Raw genomic sequence first — 17,765 nt, forward strand, 5'->3', positions numbered from 1 at the left:
TATGAGTAAGAGTTTATGTCACTATTTGTTGGTAAGTCGATATCCTTTGTCGAATTGTTGATATATCAAAAAAATCCTTGATATATTATTAATAGCTTACTTCCCCTTAAATCCTCGATATAAAGCAGTCCGTAATTCTTGCTTGTATTCCTCAATTTCTGGCATATCGAGCTCTTCTGCTAATCGGATGGCTAATTCAATATCATATGGTACTCGTACGAGTTGAATGGAAAAGCTCGCTGCTTCTTTTTCATTGTAAGTTCCTTCAAAAATTAAATAGGAAGCTTGTGTAATTTCAAGAGGATTTCCTACACTACCAGCATTACATAACGTTTTCCCTCTGAAATTTTGAATGTATGCTTGATGAACGTCACCGTAGCAAACAACATCTGGTTTTCTTTCCCCTTCTATATTCTCTGTCAACTCACTATTTTCGAACATACTAACACGCTCTTCTCTTGAAGCGTGTGGTTGAATTCTTTCATACAAACTTCTCGGTGAAGCGTGGAACATACGAATGAGTTTGCCGCTCATAAAAAATTCAATTGAAAATGGTAAGCTTCTTAAATACTCATTTTGTTCTTCTGACAGTTGTTTTTGATGCCATTTTAACGCTTCAAATTCAGTCGGTTTTGTAATGAAATCATCCCAATTTCCCATTACGGTTCCTTCACATTCTTTACGAACGATTTCAATTACTTCGCTAGAATGAGGACCTTTTCCTACTAAATCTCCAAGACAAATAATACGTTCAATTCCTCTTAATTTAATATCTTTTAGTACAGATTCTAATGCCGGAATATTACCATGTATATCTGAAATTACCGCAATTTTATCCAAATGAATCCCTCCGTTATTTGTTGTTTATTATATCCGCATGTTGTGATTGATACCATTTTGGAATATAAGATGAAAAATGATTATGATCTTCTATAATTCGGTTCAATCTCTCTTTCATATCATCTACTAAGTGTGGCGTGCTTCGGTTTGTCCATACGATATCCGCTGGGAATGTCATCGCTGCATATAATGAATACAGTTTCCAAAAATGGATTGACGGTTCACCTCCGCAATAACCGTAAACTTGTCCAACCGCAAATGGTTTGCTTATTCTTGTAGTAAAAATCGCTACGTTATAAAAATCGTGTATTGGATCGCCAAAATCATATCCACCAAAATCGATAACGATAAATTCATTATTATGAATCATACTATTTGCTGGATGGAAGTCATCGTGTAAAAATGTGATAGGCCGATTTTTCAATAAGTCTTTATGATTTTCTACAAAGGTTAATACTGGCTTCAAATCCAGAAAATTCACCTCATAATCTGCTAATGCCTCTATGTACCTTTCATACTTATTCCACCTAAATATTTCCCATTTATTACTTGCACTTTCTCTTTCTATCGAGTGAATTCTCTTTAATATTTCCCCTGCTTTTCTTCCTGCATTATACTGTTCTTCCACCGATAGCTTGCTTAAGCTCTCTTCACCATTTACACCTTGGGTCCATTCAAATACTTGAACACATTTATTTAATCCCTCAAGTTTTATGAAATGAATTAACTTCGGCGTTGGAATATGTAATAACTCCAATTGTTTCATATACATATATTCTTCTTGTTTTCGTTCATAATTAGCAGAATCACACACTTTTACAAAATAAGTTTCTCGATTCTCTAGGTCAATTTTATACTTCTCTTCGTGTGAAAAACCTTTTGTAATTGCTGTACATTTTACAATACGTGACCACTCTAGTTTTCTTTCTATCTCTCTTAACATTTCTTCCACAAAACTCACCTCTATTAATATACGAACAAACTACCTAACACTTCATACTCTCGTTTATTTTCCCCTTTAAACTCCACTGCAAATGGATATTCGCCCTGGTTCTTCAGGCGATCTTGAACTAGACCTTCCCCAATCGGTTCACAAAACTGCACATGAATATCACCAAATGATACACTTTGACACTCAGCATTCCATTCTTCATTTTGTATGATTGAATTTGCAGTTAGCTCCATTACTTCTTTCCATTTCCGCACTGTTTCTCGAACATTTTTCACCGTATAATGAATCGTTTCAATTTCTTGTACTTTATTTTTATGTTCAGTGATCGTCCCTATTTTACGTAAATCGTTTCTTCTTTCTTCATCCGTTTCATTCCACTGTATAAAGAAAGGTAATTTCGGTCCTTTCTCTTCTTGCTTTACAAATAACATTTTCCATTCTAAAAGCCGACCATCTTTTCTCATCCGTTTCCCTTCAAATGGTCCTATCGTATGTAAGCCGTGCTTATTAAACTTATTTGCTAGTTCTTCAATTGCATCTGTTCGAATTGCGATTTGTAGCATCCCTTCTCCATTTTTTAATTTCACCACTGTTTCTTGTACTAATGGATTTTCCGCTTCTTTCGCTTTTTCTTCATGCTGAACTGCTAAAAATTCTATATATGATAAATCAAAATAACATAAACTATTCCAAGTACCCCAAGTCGTATGCTCTCCGCCTAATGCAGTATGAAATCCATGCTCCTGCATTTGTTTTGCCGCTTCCTCCGGTGTACAATGTACTGCGTGAACGAGATGATCAAATGCTAACATAGTCTTTCTCCCCTTTCTCTCCATCCTTTTATTGTATATTTTATTTTTCTTTCGTTCAATTCAAAAAACTTTAAAACCAAGTTGATTTATACGATTAATACGTATTATAATGAAACAAATTTAATTATTGCTGATTGGAAAAACCAAAGGCACTTTTCTCATACGGGAAAAGTGTCTTTTTCATTTATTATTACAGGGGGATTATTTATGCAGAAATTAATTGTCTTTGCTATTATTGGATTTTTCGCTCAATTGATCGATGGTGCACTTGGTATGGCGTACGGGGTAACGTCTACCTCACTATTATTAATGTTTGGTATCGCACCAGCTGTAGCTTCCGCATCAGTTCATTTAGCTGAAGTCGTTACAACCGCCGCTTCTGGTGCATCTCATATCAAATTTGGAAACGTTGATAAATATACAGTTTCCAGACTTACATTACCAGGGGCAATTGGCGCATTTATTGGGGCATGTTTTTTAAGTAATTTACCTGGCGATGTAATTAAACCGTACATTTCCTTATTTTTATTTACTTTAGGGGTTTATATTTTATTACGATTCATCATTCAAAAACAAATTGTTTCTTCAAATAAGCGTATGTCTGCTAAACAACTTGTACCACTCGGTCTGTTCGCAGGATTCGTTGATTCAACTGGCGGTGGTGGCTGGGGACCTATTACGACACCTGTTCTACTTGCAAAAGGAAATGATGCTAGAAAAGTTATTGGATCTGTAGATACGAGCGAATTTCCCGTTTCACTCGCTGCAACAATCGGCTTTTTCATCTCACTTGGTTGGGAACAAATAAGCTGGGTTTGGGTATTTGCCCTCATGCTTGGTGGTATTGTTGCCGCACCAATCGCCGCATGGTTAGTACGCATCGTTCCTTCTCATTTACTTGGCGTACTCGTTGGCGGACTTATTATCTTTACGAATATACGTACATTACTTACATCATTTAAAGTTGATCCAACTATTATTTCACTTTCTTACGTTGCAGTTGGTCTTGTCGTTATTATATCTATTTTTATTGCTGTTCGTAACCATTCGAAACATTCAACAATTGGATACCCGGCAGATCAAAAACAAATGCTACCATAATTAATAATAATACCGCCCGATTTACTTCGAGCGGTATTTTTTATTTTTCTATTTTCCAATTGACCATCGTTTCAGTACTATTTACTCTTTTCATATGTAATTTCTCTAATACACGAATGGAGCTATAGTTATCAAGGAGTGTCTCCGCTATAATCATTTCCACTTCCCCTGTTTGAAAAGCCCATTTCATTAATTCACTAACTGCTTCTGTTGCATACCCTTTATTCCAATATTTCTCAATAAATCCATAACCAATTTCTACTGTATGTTGCTCATTCGGTTTCCCTTTAAATCCTATATCACCTAGAACAACATCATCCTCTTTCCGAATAACATACCACGGTCCCCACGGTAATGAAGCCACATTTCGTTTCACATTTTCTATATGCCCTACAATATGTGGGCCACTATTGTATCCTTGATTATTCGCAATTTGAATCCATTCTTCTGTACACGGTACTATATGTAATCTTTCCGTTTCTAATTTCATAATGATATCCCCTTTTCAATTAAACAATACCTCAATTTTATCAGAAATAAAAAGAATATTCATTCTATTTATCGGATTTATACTTATTCTTTGAAACGAATTTAAGGAATAATCCCCTTTTAATAGTTATGTCGAATTATATTTTCTGAATTTTCTTTTAATTTTAAAGGGTTTTTCAATATTTTTTGCGAAACATTTGTATAACAATTTTTTCTTTGCTTATTGCTACATAATAGTAGGTTCGGGTGGAGTTATGCAAGCGTTTCCTATACAATAACCGATATTTTTTGACTTTTCCTAACAAAATTCCTTGCAATATATTCAGAAAGTCATTACAATTGCCATATATTAAATATCTTAGCAATATATAAATCCTCATCAATCCGATGAGGTAGAGGTTGCGACTTTTAAAAGTAAAATGGACGAGACACAGCGAATGTCATTGACTCCGTTTGAAAGGAAAAGTTGCCGAAGTTTATATTTCTTCTCTGGAAATATGAGCTGGGGCTGTCTCCGAAAGGAACAGAACTGTCACGTTTACAAAATTACCGTGTAAACGTGGTGTGCTATCTTAACGGAAGGGTATGATGGGGTGGTTATTTGTGAAACGTTCCGCCTAATTCCTTTGGCGGTTTTTTGTATTTTTCTCCCCCGCTCCTTCCTAACCTACAAGAAAAGGAGTGTTGAACATGAATAGCGCAACAAATCAATCTACCTCTAAAACGCAAACTACACAAGGACAAGGTGAATTAAAACGCGGATTAAAATCTCGTCACCTTACGATGATTTCTCTCGGTGGTACAATCGGTACCGGATTATTTCTTGCCAGTGGTGGTGTTATCCATTCAGCTGGTCCTGGCGGTGCATTAGTCGCATATGCCGCAATTGGAATTATGGTTTATTTTTTAATGACAAGCTTAGCAGAACTCGCAGCTTACATGCCTGTTACTGGCTCTTTTAGCACTTATGCAACAAAATTTGTTGATCCATCACTTGGTTTTGCACTTGGATGGAACTATTGGTATAACTGGGCGATTACGATCGCTGCCGAACTAGCAGCCGTAACATTAATTATGAAATTTTGGTTCCCAGATACCCCTTCTCTTATTTGGAGTGGACTTTGTTTAGCTATTATTTTTCTCTTAAACTATTTATCTGTTAAAGGTTTTGGTGAATCTGAATATTGGTTCGCACTTATTAAAGTAGTTACTATTATTATCTTTTTAATTGTCGGTTTTATGATGATTTTTGGAATTATGGGCGGCGAAGCTGTCGGCTTTAAAAACTTCACTGTTGCAGATGCACCATTTAATGGCGGCATCATGGCAATTATCGGTGTATTTATGGCTGCTGGTTTCTCATTCCAAGGAACTGAATTATTAGGAGTAGCTGCTGGTGAAACTGCTGATCCAGAACGCAATATTCCAAAAGCAATTCGTTCTATCTTTTGGCGTATTATATTATTCTACATTTTAGCAATTCTCGTTATCGGTTTATTAATTCCTTATACGACTGAAAGCCTTGCAGCAAGTGATGTTACAGTAAGTCCATTTACACTTGTATTTGAAAAAGCGGGCGTTGCCTTCGCTGCTTCTGTTATGAACGCTGTTATTTTAACTGCAGTACTTTCTGCTGGTAACTCTGGAATGTATGCATCAACTCGTATGCTTTGGGATTTAGCTCGCCAAGGAAAAGCACCTAAATTCTTAGGCAAATTAGATAGCCGTGGTGTCCCTGTTAACGCATTAATCGCAACATCAGTAGTTGGTAGCGTCGCTTTCATCGCTTCTTTATTCGGTGACGGTGTTGTATACATTTGGTTATTAAATGCTTCTGGGATGTCAGGATTTATTGCTTGGGTAGGGATTGCTATTAGTCATTACCGTTTCCGAAAAGCCTATATTGCACAAGGGAAAGATTTGAAAGATTTACCATATCAAGCGAAATGGTTCCCGTTCGGTCCAATCTTTGCATTTGCACTTTGTGTTATCGTTATTTTAGGCCAAAACTACGGAGCATTTACAGGAGCATCTATCGACTGGAACGGTGTACTCGTTTCTTACATCGGTTTACCACTCTTCTTAGTACTATGGTTGGGCTATAAATTTACTAAGAAAACGAAAGTCATTCCACTTGATAAATGTGAACTGAAATAGAGTATAGCAAAACGAGCAAACAAAATTGTTTGCTCGTTTTTTTAATGCAATGCTTCTCCCTTCCCTATTTCTCCCGTTTTTGCAATAATAGAGGAAATATAAATAAAGGTTGGGATTACATGAACATTCGTATTACTGATGAAGCAAAAGTTGCTATACATAGACTAGAACGTGAAGACAAAAAGATTATTCGCATTAGAGGGACAATGACAAACTCTTGCAGCATTTTTGTTGATGTTGATTTAATTTGGGATACATATAATGCGGATGATGTTGTATATGAAGATGAACAGCTTATTATACAAATGGACTCATTCACGAAAGACTACACTGGTGATACGTTAAAAGTTGATTATAAAACAACTGGTTTTAGTATTACGACTCCAAGTGAGACGTTGGTGTATGGGTTGTCGATTAAAAAATAACAATTGTTTTTAACTGACCACTGAGGTGAAAAAATGGGTAAATATGTTCCGTTAAAATTTTTATTTAACGAAGAATTAGCAGAAAAAATGGCTGATTCTATTTCTAAACACGTTCCTAATTTCTCTAAAAAAAATTTTGTAGATTCCGTAACATATAAAGTTGAAAATTTAGAGTTAAAGCAACGTATAGAAGTAATAGCAGATGAATTACACAATGCATTACAAAAAGATTTTAATGAAGCAATACATATATTACTGAAAACATTGGGACCAGAAAATACAACAGAAGTCGGCACATTTACAAATGGTTATATGTATATGCCTATCGCAAAATACGTTGAAAAATATGGGCTTAACGATTTTGACTCCTCATTCAACGCAATGTATGAAATAACAAAAAGAAATACTGCTGAATATGCCATTCGTCCTTATCTTGAAAAATACCATGAAGAAACCTTAGACATATTGCAGCAATGGTTACGTGATGAAAACAGCCACATCAGGAGATTAGTTTCAGAAGGTACTAGACCAAGACTTCCTTGGGCAAAAAAAATAGGAGCTCTGAAAGGTGACTTCAGAAATAATTTAAAGCTTCTTGAGCCATTAATGAATGACCCTTCTAAGTATGTTCAAAAATCTGTAGCCAATCACATTAATGATATTACGAAAGAAGATCACGAACTCATTTTTCAATGGTTGCAACAATTACTCGATAAAAACCATCCTGTTAATCCTTGGATTATGAAACATGGATTAAGAACGATGATAAAAAATGGCACTTTACCAAAAGATTTTTGTTTTTAAGTATTTTATACAAAAACGCTTATGCTTCAAAAATGAAGTATAAGCGTTTTTTCTCTTTAAAACATTATCCCTGCCTTAAAATATTTTGAAACATTTCTGGCTTACGTTGTTCAAAGCTCTCTATTAATTCTTTTCCAAATATCGTTATACTCTTCTCCCAAGGATGACCTAAATACCCCCACTTAAAGTCCTTCTGAATAAAGAAATAGTAATCTCCATTTGGAAAAATCGGGATTGTCCACTCATCAAATTCATTTCTATCGAACTTTAAATGTGAATTTACCCAGTAACATTCATGTTGCCAATCAAATGCCATTATATATTCATCCGATACTGTATTCTCTTTAAAAACTAGTAATGCTTTTTCTTCCAAATCGTCATATACATTTAAATCTACCGATTCTCCGAAGTAATGAGAAATATCATATGTTACAAAAGGACTTGGCACCTTAAATGGTGGGAATGTAGAATCACTTGGTGAAAACTTAAGCTTACTATCTATCATGTCCCAAATTTGGTCGTACTCTTTGTCTGTAAACTCCATCCAATTTTTCATTAAACAACTGCCTTCCCCTATAATTTCAAAGGATTTTTACTCAATTATCCCGAATATATAAATAACTATTCTCGCAAGGAGCGAATTTGTATGAATCTATTTGAACACGAAACGTAAAACCGCTTCATTTTAATAAGAGGTCCTCCCTTTTTCTTTTCTTACTATATCATTTATTAACGAAATAGGAGGACAACAATATGAAACGTGATCCATTATTTTCAGCACTATTAGAAAGTGCAAAGACTAACTTTAGCGGCTGGGATTTCTCTTTCATTTCAGAAACTGGCCGTATGAATAGCGAGCCCCTACCATGGTCGTACGGTAGCACTGCTTTCCAGCTTATGCAACGTGCAAAATCAATGCTAGATATGGGTACTGGCGGCGGAGAGTTTTTATCTATGTTACAACCGTTCCCACCAACTATTTGCGCTACTGAGGGCTATGCTCCGAATGTCCCAATTGCACAAAAGAAATTAGAACCTTTAGGGGTTACAGTTGTAGAAGTGACTGATGATACTGCTTTACCATTTCAAGATGGTCAGTTTGATTTAATTGTGAATCAACATGAATCCTACGCTGCTTCTGAAGTGAAAAGAATTCTTTCCACTAATGGAACATTTCTTACACAACAAGTCGGTGGTCTTGATTGTGCGGAACTTAATGAGCAGTTTGGCACACCGCTGAATAGCGAATTTTCAAGTTGGTCACTCAAAACGGCATGTAGTGAATTAGAACAAAATAGATTTACTATTTTAAAAGCGAAAGAAGAATTCCCTCTTCAGCGTTTTTATGATGTCGGTGCTGTTGTCTATTACTTACAAGCAATTCCGTGGCAAATTCCTGATTTTACTGTAGAAAGGTATTATGAGGAATTATATCGCATACATGAAATCATCTTGCAAAAAGGATATTTTGATGTGCAGCAACATCGTTTTATTATAAAAGCGAATTATGTAGAGTAAAACTTGAATTAGCATTCCTTACAAAAAAGCCAAATTCTTTATTGGAATTTGGCTTTTTCTTTGTATTTTAACGTGTCTTTTCCTATTGTGAAACGAGATGTTTTTCATATCGTTTCTCCGTATCATCTTCTGTCAGAATAGACCTTGTGTAATCAACAATATTCCGGGATACAATCTCATTTATTTTTCTTGGTGTTCCGCATCCCATTCACTTAAATAGGATGCATATTCTAATTCATCTGGATTATCATGTAACATAGAAATAAACTCTAATTTATTTCCATCACAATCCAGAAAGTATACACTTGCAGCTGGCATCCATCTTTGGACAATTGGTTCTTGACTTCCCTTCCCTTGGCTCCCTACCACTTCTATTCCACGATTCTCTAACCACACTTTAGAAGTCTTTAGAAATTCTAAATCTACACCAAAAGCAAAGTGTTTCATCTCAAAAGCTTCATTGTTATGTACCTCCCATAGTCCAAGCATTTGCTTTTTACTTTCTCCTACCCAAAAGAAAGCCACTTTTCTTTTGGAGAGTTTTCTTGCTAATGCTAACCCCAACTTATTTTGATAGAAATCTATAGCCTTTTCTAAATCTCTTACATGTAAATGAGTTTCGTATATGTTCCGTATCATTCTGCTTATTCCTTTCTTTATTGGTAACTACGGGTTGAGTAGTTACTATAATTATAAATCTGAAGTATGTATAATCATTGTAATGTATCTCCATATCCGATATACCTAGTTACTATTATTATATCGAAATTGAAATATGATAAATCTAACTGAGGTAGCAAATTCAAATAAAAATTCTACTACTTTTGTAGGGGAAATCTCCATTAAATTCAGATGAAATCATATTTAAATAATGAAAAAACGCTATTCTTTTAGTATGAATATAAAGAAGGGATAGCATTTTTTACTCTTGGGGTAGTTAATATTTTTAAGTTGATGAGCATGGAGTAGCATCAACGCCATTCCACATTCCCATTGTTGGCTTCTTGTTTCTATTTAAAAGGAGTATGTTATCCCCTTTTCTAATGAAGCAAATTGTGTACTTATACATATCGTCATTTCCTTTCTTTTACATCCTCTTCTGTAAGCAATTCATTTTCTACATGAGGAATTCTTATCATTTCCACGTAAAAACACTCTCCTTGTCATTGCTCCTCACATAATATACAGTACAACTTTCATACGTAAACACTTTACGTCCAACGAAAGAATCCTTTTGAGAAAGGAGAATTCAACATCGATAACATAGGAAATGAATTTTTAAAATGCTTTTATGATAGCAATGTATGGCCAAACGGTACAAACTGGCTCGGTGTCCCCATTTGCAAACTTCCCTCTGACCTTTTCTTATATCAAGAAATTATTTACGACTTACAACCGGATTTAATTATTGAATGCGGGACTTTCCATGGTGGTAGCGCACTTTATTTAGCTTCTATTCTAGATTTAATAGGAAAAGGTCACGTTCTTACTATTGATATAACGCCGCAACCAAATCGCCCATCACATAATCGGATTACGTATTTAACAGCTTCTTCTGTTTCTGTAAGTGCTGTCCAAACTATTTTAAGTATGCGAAAACCTGACGATGTTATTTTAGTTATTTTAGATTCCGATCATAGTAAAGAACATGTATTAAAAGAACTGCAATTATATAAATCAATTGTAACTACTGGTAGCTACATGATCGTCGAGGATACATGTATTAACGGAAATCCTATTCTCCCTGATTGGGGCCCTGGTCCGATGGAAGCTGTGGAAAAATTTTTAACAAAAAATAATAATTTCATAGTAGATGAGACAAAGCATAAATTTTTCATATCATTTAATCCGAATGGTTTTTTGAAGAAAATAAAATAACTAGACTAAACTAGTCTAGTATTTTCATTTTCGAAAAAGGATAGTACACAAATTCCACTTTTCCTATTATATTATCTTCTTCAATATACCCTAAACCATTTCGACTATCCTTACTTTGTTCACGATTGTCTCCCATTACAAATAACTTATTTGGCGGAATCTTTGTCTTTTGAAAGTTGTAAAACACTTGTGTATTATTATATAAATCTTTATTTATATAAGGTTCCTCTTGCTTTTTGTCATTTACGTATACAGTTCCATTCGTTATGTTAATTACGTCACCAGGAAGTCCTATTACGCGTTTCACATAATATTTCGACTCATCCTCTTCCTTAATAATGACGATTTCTCCGTGCTGTAAGCTAGAAAAATGTACCGCAGCTTTATTTACAAATACGTAGTCTTCTTCATGTAAAGTTGGCTGCATTGATTTTCCTTCCACCTTACATAAAGTGAAAGACTGGTACGTTACTACTAGGACAAATATAAATAGTATGTACTTTCCCCAACCTCTCTTACTCTCCTCTTTCATATCCATTCCCACCTTATCAAAACACTTTTCAGCTCAAAAATATATCACTGCACCTGTTCATTTGCGCAGTGATATACTACAATTTGAAGTTTTTTACTGTGCCTTACTCGGCTATTGTGCTACTGGGACTGGACTTGCACCCGATCTCTGCGTTTTTAAGTCAAAATATGCATCCAAAACCTCTTTACCAATTGCAGAATTAATACCTGATTTATCATTATTTACCCATGGCACAACAACAGAAAAAGCAACTTCCGGATCAGCATCATATGGCGCATACCCGGCGAGAGTTAAATTATAACATTTTTTTCGATAGTTGTTTTCATCTCTTCCAATATCACTTTCTCCACCGTACACTGTCTCTGCTGTTCCTGTTTTCCCAGCTGGTTTATAAGGTAATCCTTTAAAAGTTCCAGCACCTGTCCCATCTACCTCTTGGAAAACTCTTCTAAACCCTTCTTTCACATGATTTATATATGAAAGATCCATATCCACTCGATTTAACACGACTGGTTCCATCGATTGCATAACTTTCCCGACTTCCTCTGGTCTATTTGGTTGCTCTCTAATTTCTTGTACAATTTGTGGTTTCATTCGGTAACCGCCATTTGCAATCGTTGACATATATTGCGCAAGCTGCAGCGGCGTATATGTATCATATTGCCCAATCGCATAGTCAAGTAAAAAACCAGGTATATTATCGGTTCTACCCATTTGACCAATCGATTCATTTGGAAGGTCAATACCGGTTGGTACACCTAAACCAAATTGTCTAAAGTAATAACGCATTTTATTAAACGCTTCTTGTTTAATATCTAGTGGATTATTTGGTACATAATCAATCCCCGCAATCTTTAACGCCGTATTAAACATGTAGACATTGGATGAAACTTGCAATGCTCTTAAATCATCAATATCTCCAAAGTCTTTCCACGATTTCTTCGGCTTCGAACTTCCTTTAAAGTACATTGGTGCATCAAAGAAATGCGTATATGGCTTAATCGCTTCTGTTTGATATCCCGCTAATACCGTAGCTCCTTTCACCGTTGATCCTAACTCGTAAGAACTTATCATCGTTCCTAAAGCGTAGTCTTCTATTTGCATCCCGCCATCTTTATTTACAATTTTCTTTCCTGCTAATGATAGAATTTGACCATTTTTCGGATTCATCATAACGACGAATGCACGATCCATCATCGGTTCAGAAGAATGAAATGCCCTTAAATTCCTTTCAAGACTTTCCTCCACCTTTTTCTGTAAATCCATATCAACTGTTAACATTAAATTATTTCCACTTTTTCCTTTTGTCACTTTTTCAGTCCGAATAATATTTCCAGCTTTATCAGTAATATTTTTAGACTGTTCTTTCGTTCCATGTAACACATCTTCGTATTGCTTTTCGATGTAACTCTTACCAATACGATCATTTCTGTTATAATCTCGTACTAAATAATAGTCTAATTGCTCCCTTGGTAATCCCTCATTTTCACTAGAAACACTACCAAGTACAGAACGTAGTATTTTGTCATTTGGATATTCGCGCTCCCAATCCACAGTCGTATCTACGCCTGGCAAGCTCGATAATCTTTCACTCACTACTGCATATTCATTTTGACTTACATCTTTTTTGACGATTTGTGGCGTCATTTTATATCCCGCATTCATTTTGCTTTTAATTGCTAGTACTTCTATATCCTCTTTCGAAAGCTCGTTTAATTCTTCTTGTGTAATTCTTTCTCGTCTCAACTCTTCTACTTTCTTATCTAAGTCTTTCCCTTCTATTTCCTGTTTCCTAAATTTACTCTCATCTTCTTTCGTTACTTTTGTTGCTGCACGTTTTTCATTTAACTGCATCCAAAAGTCTTTTTTATCTGTCTCTGTTAACTTGTCCATATCTTCTTGCGGCATTTCAATTAGCTGTGCTAAATTTCTTGCCACTATTAAAACCTCTTTTGAGTCCACTCCTTTCATCTTCGTATATGTAACAGTTCGTAACGGTTTATTATTTACAATAACTTTCCCTTCCCGGTCAAACATCTTCCCTCTCGGAACTGGAGTACTCACCGTTACATCTTCCTTTTTATTCACTTCATTTCGATACGTTTCTCCGTCAATGATTTGTACTTTACCTAATTGAATAATAATAGCTGAAAATAAAAGAAAAACGATAAAAAATAGTACATTTAACCGAAAAGGAATATGAGTCTTTTTCTTTTTCGACTGTTTCTGTTTCTCCTTTTTCTGTCTCATTTTGCTCCCTCGCTTCATTCTATTAACATTTCTGCGCAAAAATCATTATGTATTAAATTTATTTATATGCTATATATAGAATTTTATATTAATTACAAAAGAAATAAAAGATTTAATTTTCAGTTTTTGATTTTCTCATCCTATTTATTACCATTCCCCTTATACGCAATAACATGAATATAATTCATACAAAAAAACTGAGGTAGACATCATTCACCTCAGTTTCTTTACGAAAACAAAAACTTATTTAATCGAAGATAACCCTTTGGTAAATTCACCAATCTTATTTTGAAAAACAAAATCAAAATTGTATTCTTGCCCTGTTAACTCTTCATTTACTAAAATTGTTGTTGCGCCTACTTCTCTCTTTGCGATTTCTGGGAATGAAGCGACAGGTTGCACTTTTAATGACGTTCCCATTACGAGAAGTACATTTGTTTCATATAAACGTTTTATCGCATTTTGATATTGAGGCAGTGTATCTCCGTATAAAACAACATCTGGGTTTAGAATGAAATTACACTTCCCGCAACGCGGTACTTCATGATCAATCATATATTGTAAATCATATCCCGTTTTACACTTCGGACAATGCGCAGTTTGAAGTGTTCCATGTAAATCAATTACATGTTTACTACCACCTACTTGATGCAAACCATCAATATTTTGCGTTAAAATCGTTATGTCTTTCCCTTGTTCTTCTAGCTCCGCTAAAAAGCGATGCCCGCGATTTGGTTTATATTGATGAAACGTATTAATTTGAAAGATTTCTTTATAATGCTTCCAAAACTCTTTCGGATTTCTATTATAATAGCCTCTCGACAAATACATCTCTACATTCGCATCAGCATATAATCCATTTGCTGAACGAAAATCAGGGATTCCACTTTCTGTGCTTGCACCAGCACCTGTTAACACTGTAATTTTCTTCGCTTTTTCTAAAATTGAACGTACTTCTTCAAATTGCACAAAAATCACCTCTATGTATATTCCTATACTTATTATACCAGTTGTTTACAATAGGTGTTGTACAATTCATTTTACTTACTTCATTGCATGAATTAACCCCCAATTTTTTTGGGTGTAATTAAAGTTTCAAAGATAACTACTGTTCAATTAAGTCAACAATATACGTAGCATTCTTAGTAGCTAAAGCACTCTCACAATCAATTCTGGATTGTTTAGAGGTAGATTCAGTGAAAGGTGTGTCTAATGAGCAAATGACAATTTTTCAATTCATTTAGAAAGCAGCCAGAAGGCTGCTTTTCTTCATCGATGGGCTTAGATAGTTATGGACTACTGGGAGCCCCTTAAGTTATACTTGTATAATATAAAAAATTAACAAGGGGTAATATTAACATTATGAAAGAAAAAAACGAACTTGTTCAAAGTATTCCTCAAACAGGATTTTTTGGGCATCCAAAAGGATTATTCTCTTTATTCTTCACTGAGTTTTGGGAAAGGTTTTCTCATTACGGAATGAGAGCTATTTTACTATATTATATGTACTATTCGGTCGCAAAAGGTGGATTAGGAATTGATCAATCTACCGCAACCTCGATAATGGCAATTTACGGTTCCTTACTGTTCATGTCTAGTATTATCGGGGGATGGATATCGGATCGTTTATTTGGTCCAAGTAAAACCGTATTCTTTGGTGGCGTTTTAATTATGATTGGCCATCTTATTTTAGCTTTACCGGGTAGTAAAAGTGCGTTATTTATCTCTATGGTCTTCTTAGTTCTAGGAACAGGGTTGTTAAAGCCTAACATATCGAACATCGTAGGAAGTTTATATAGTGAAACAGATCCGCGTCGTGACTCAGGGTTCAGTATATTCTACATGGGTATTAACTTAGGTGCCTTACTTGCACCTTTAGTTGTCGGAACATTAGGTCAGCAATATAATTTCCACCTTGGTTTTGGAGTTGCGGCAATTGGTATGGCAATTGGGTTAGGGGTATTTGTTGGAACAAAACAGAAAAACCTTGGTCTAGTCGGTACGCAAGTACCTAATCCATTATCAGATTCGGAAAGAAAAAAGACTCTTAAGTATTTCAGTGTTGGTCTGGTTGTATTAACATTGCTAGGTGTGGTTACAATTCCAACTGGGTTGTTAACTATAAATCGTTTTACATTCCTAATTAGTATCTTAGGGATTGTTATTCCAACCTATTATTTCATTTATATGTATCGTAGTCCTAAAACAACAAAAGTAGAGCAATCTCGTCTTCTTGCGTATATACCACTCTTTATTGCAGCTACAATATTTTGGTCTATACAAGAACAAGGTGCTATTATCTTAGCGACATACGCGGATCAACGAACTCAATTACAGTTCAATGGAATTACATTGCATTCCGCTTGGTTCCAATCATTAAGTCCAATCTTTATCGTAACGCTTGCCCCGATTTTTGCATGGGTTTGGATAAAGTTAGGCAAGAAGCAGCCTTCAACGGCAAAAAAATTCGCTATTGGATTGCTATTTGCAGGTTTATCATTCTTAGTTATGATTATTCCGGCTTTAATCAACGGTACTCACTCTTTAGTGAATCCTATGTGGTTAGTCCTTAGCTTCTTTTTAATTGTAATTGGAGAAGTTTGTTTATCTCCTTCAGGGTTATCAATAACGACGAAGCTGGCTCCAGCTGCTTTCTCTTCGCAAACCATGAGCTTATGGTTCTTATCAACTGCGTCTGCGCAAGCAATAAATGCCCAAGTTGTTAAACTGTATAATCCTGCAACAGAAGCAATTTACTTTGGTATTATTGGTGCTATCTCCATTTTAGTTAGCATCCTGCTGTTTACATTATCATCAAAAATCCAAAATTTCATGAAGGGACTTCAATAACGGTCTCTTATTGAAATGAACAAATACAAGTTTCTATGTGAAGAGTAGCCAAATGGGTTACTCTTTTTTGTAAAAGTTAGATAAATATCGCATTCTTACCGTACTTATATTTAAATTTATCAGTTTTGAAAAATCATAGTACAATTAACAATTCTGATGATTATCTCTTACCCAGTTATACTTTACTAATGGAAAAAAATTCACTCTGTTTGTTTTACATAAAAATGGTGTGATATTTTTTATCACACCATTTTAAAATCATTACTTTGTATGTCTTTGAGTTTATCAGAACTTAACTTTTTATCCATTCATATAGACGAAAATTCTACATCATTAAGAAACTATTTAAAAAGTTCCCTTTTATTTGGAACAATTCCATATTTGTTAGAATACTCCCATTGCAACCTTTCCCTTTATATTCTATACTGCATCTTCAATTACAAAATACAAACACACAAAGAGGGCTGCATCAGCCCTCTTTAATCTACTATTATTTAATGCGTCGTACCCCCAATTTCCACAATATCCACCTCAACTTCCATCGCTACCTCAATTGCCAATTCTATACCTTTACTAATAGTAGAAAGTGACATACTTGGTTGACCTGGATAATTGCTCGCTTGCTCTGGTAAGAACGGAATATGAATAAATCCACCTTTTATTTTCTTATCATGTTTCTCTAGTTCGTGCATGAGACCATAGAATAAATGATTACAAACGAATGTACCTGCCGTTTGTGAAACAGATGATGGTATACCTTCTTCACGAAGTTTTTTCACGATTGCTTTCATCGGAAGTGTAGACCAATACGCATTAGGTCCTTCTTCTACAACCGGCATATCCACCGGCTGATTTCCTTCATTATCAGCAATTCTTGCGTCGTCAACATTAATTGCTACACGCTCTATCGTAATATCTGGTCTGCCCCCAGCTTGTCCAATACATATAATCATTTCAGGCGACAACTCTTCTATATACTCTTTTAATACTCTTATTGATTTATGAAATACGGTTGGAACTTGTTTACTAATAATCTTGTACTCTCCGATTGTTTTTTCATGCAAACTTTTTGCGACTTCCCAAGCTGGATTGATACTTTCTCCGCCGAACGGATCAAATCCTGTTACTAATACTGTTTTCATAGTTTCACTCTCCTA

General features: G+C 35.1%; 17 protein-coding genes, 2 pseudogenes and 1 riboswitch. Of the genes and pseudogenes, 7 read left to right on the forward strand and 12 right to left on the reverse strand.

Annotated elements, in window-relative coordinates; translation table 11 throughout:
- Positions 1–96 precede the first annotated feature (96 nt).
- From I6L50_RS21305 to I6L50_RS21315, 3 genes are read right to left on the reverse strand one after another with little or no spacing between them, the layout of a single operon-like run.
- Positions 97–840: a metallophosphoesterase family protein gene (locus I6L50_RS21305; protein WP_219302922.1), complete on the reverse strand. Its 744-nt coding sequence runs from the start codon at positions 838–840 to the stop codon at positions 97–99.
- A 13-nt stretch (positions 841–853) separates the two neighbouring features.
- A complete protein-coding gene (locus I6L50_RS21310; RefSeq protein ID WP_219302924.1) occupies positions 854–1,792 on the reverse strand; it encodes an aminoglycoside phosphotransferase family protein in 939 nt (312 codons plus the stop codon).
- A gap of 14 nt (positions 1,793–1,806) precedes the next feature.
- Positions 1,807–2,604 (reverse strand): VOC family protein, encoded by a 798-nt coding sequence (locus I6L50_RS21315; RefSeq protein ID WP_219302926.1) that lies wholly within the window; start codon positions 2,602–2,604, stop codon positions 1,807–1,809.
- A gap of 207 nt (positions 2,605–2,811) precedes the next feature.
- Here I6L50_RS21315 and I6L50_RS21320 point away from each other — a divergent pair, with 207 nt between their 5' ends.
- Entirely contained in the window at positions 2,812–3,705 is an 894-nt protein-coding gene (locus I6L50_RS21320; RefSeq protein ID WP_219302928.1) for a sulfite exporter TauE/SafE family protein, read from the forward strand.
- 40 nt (positions 3,706–3,745) lie between these two features.
- Here I6L50_RS21320 and I6L50_RS21325 read toward each other — a convergent pair whose 3' ends face one another.
- Positions 3,746–4,195, reverse strand: a complete 450-nt coding sequence (locus I6L50_RS21325) for a GNAT family N-acetyltransferase (RefSeq protein ID WP_219302930.1) — start codon at positions 4,193–4,195, stop codon at positions 3,746–3,748.
- A 384-nt stretch (positions 4,196–4,579) separates the two neighbouring features.
- Positions 4,580–4,772: riboswitch (Lysine riboswitch) on the forward strand.
- A gap of 112 nt (positions 4,773–4,884) precedes the next feature.
- Here I6L50_RS21325 and I6L50_RS21330 point away from each other — a divergent pair.
- The 3 genes from I6L50_RS21330 to I6L50_RS21340 all read left to right on the forward strand — a co-directional run bounded on the left by I6L50_RS21330 (position 4,885) and on the right by I6L50_RS21340 (position 7,580).
- A complete protein-coding gene (locus tag I6L50_RS21330; RefSeq protein ID WP_113935797.1) occupies positions 4,885–6,351 on the forward strand; it encodes an amino acid permease in 1,467 nt (488 codons plus the stop codon).
- Positions 6,352–6,470: 119 nt separating this feature from the next.
- Complete coding sequence (locus I6L50_RS21335; RefSeq protein WP_063218291.1) at positions 6,471–6,776, forward strand: iron-sulfur cluster biosynthesis family protein; 306 nt, start codon at positions 6,471–6,473, stop codon at positions 6,774–6,776.
- 33 nt (positions 6,777–6,809) lie between these two features.
- A complete protein-coding gene (locus I6L50_RS21340; RefSeq protein ID WP_219302932.1) occupies positions 6,810–7,580 on the forward strand; it encodes a DNA alkylation repair protein in 771 nt (256 codons plus the stop codon).
- Positions 7,581–7,644: 64 nt separating this feature from the next.
- Here I6L50_RS21340 and I6L50_RS21345 read toward each other — a convergent pair whose 3' ends face one another.
- Entirely contained in the window at positions 7,645–8,136 is a 492-nt protein-coding gene (locus tag I6L50_RS21345) for a DUF2716 domain-containing protein (protein WP_219302934.1), read from the reverse strand.
- A gap of 197 nt (positions 8,137–8,333) precedes the next feature.
- On the opposite strand from I6L50_RS21345, the gene I6L50_RS21350 reads away from it, so the two are divergent.
- The gene (locus I6L50_RS21350) at positions 8,334–9,098 is read left to right on the forward strand and encodes a class I SAM-dependent methyltransferase (RefSeq protein ID WP_219302936.1); all 765 of its coding nucleotides are present in this window, start codon (positions 8,334–8,336) and stop codon (positions 9,096–9,098) included.
- An 82-nt stretch (positions 9,099–9,180) separates the two neighbouring features.
- On the opposite strand, the pseudogene I6L50_RS36015 reads toward I6L50_RS21350, so the two are convergent.
- The 3 genes and pseudogenes from I6L50_RS36015 to I6L50_RS21360 all read right to left on the reverse strand — a co-directional run.
- Positions 9,181–9,267: pseudogene (locus I6L50_RS36015) on the reverse strand (NUDIX hydrolase); the annotation flags it as partial.
- An 11-nt stretch (positions 9,268–9,278) separates the two neighbouring features.
- Positions 9,279–9,737 carry a VOC family protein gene (locus tag I6L50_RS21355; protein ID WP_219302938.1) on the reverse strand — a complete coding sequence of 153 codons (459 nt, stop codon included), beginning with the start codon at positions 9,735–9,737 and terminating at the stop codon, positions 9,279–9,281.
- A gap of 334 nt (positions 9,738–10,071) precedes the next feature.
- Positions 10,072–10,167, reverse strand: a pseudogene (locus I6L50_RS21360) (NUDIX hydrolase); the annotation flags it as partial.
- 185 nt (positions 10,168–10,352) lie between these two features.
- On the opposite strand from I6L50_RS21360, the gene I6L50_RS21365 reads away from it, so the two are divergent.
- The gene (locus I6L50_RS21365) at positions 10,353–10,976 is read left to right on the forward strand and encodes a cephalosporin hydroxylase family protein (protein WP_219303732.1); all 624 of its coding nucleotides are present in this window, start codon (positions 10,353–10,355) and stop codon (positions 10,974–10,976) included.
- Positions 10,977–10,986: 10 nt separating this feature from the next.
- Here I6L50_RS21365 and lepB read toward each other — a convergent pair whose 3' ends face one another.
- The 3 genes from lepB to I6L50_RS21380 all read right to left on the reverse strand — a co-directional run bounded on the left by lepB (position 10,987) and on the right by I6L50_RS21380 (position 14,727).
- Positions 10,987–11,508 (reverse strand): signal peptidase I, encoded by a 522-nt coding sequence (lepB, locus tag I6L50_RS21370; RefSeq protein WP_219302939.1) that lies wholly within the window; start codon positions 11,506–11,508, stop codon positions 10,987–10,989.
- A gap of 111 nt (positions 11,509–11,619) precedes the next feature.
- Entirely contained in the window at positions 11,620–13,776 is a 2,157-nt protein-coding gene (locus I6L50_RS21375) for a peptidoglycan D,D-transpeptidase FtsI family protein (protein ID WP_219302943.1), read from the reverse strand.
- A gap of 225 nt (positions 13,777–14,001) precedes the next feature.
- Positions 14,002–14,727 carry an NAD-dependent protein deacylase gene (locus I6L50_RS21380; protein ID WP_219302944.1) on the reverse strand — a complete coding sequence of 242 codons (726 nt, stop codon included), beginning with the start codon at positions 14,725–14,727 and terminating at the stop codon, positions 14,002–14,004.
- A 393-nt stretch (positions 14,728–15,120) separates the two neighbouring features.
- Between I6L50_RS21380 and I6L50_RS21385 the strand changes: the two genes are divergently transcribed.
- The gene (locus I6L50_RS21385) at positions 15,121–16,608 is read left to right on the forward strand and encodes a peptide MFS transporter (protein ID WP_219302946.1); all 1,488 of its coding nucleotides are present in this window, start codon (positions 15,121–15,123) and stop codon (positions 16,606–16,608) included.
- Between the two features lie 494 nt (positions 16,609–17,102).
- On the opposite strand, the gene pcp is transcribed toward I6L50_RS21385, so the two are convergent.
- Positions 17,103–17,750, reverse strand: a complete 648-nt coding sequence (pcp, locus tag I6L50_RS21390; protein WP_219302948.1) for a pyroglutamyl-peptidase I — start codon at positions 17,748–17,750, stop codon at positions 17,103–17,105.
- Positions 17,751–17,765: the final 15 nt, after the last annotated feature.

It is taken from the genome of Bacillus sp. FDAARGOS_1420 (assembly GCF_019344915.1).
In the GTDB taxonomy this organism is placed as follows: Bacteria; Bacillota; Bacilli; order Bacillales; family Bacillaceae_G; genus Bacillus_A; species Bacillus_A mycoides.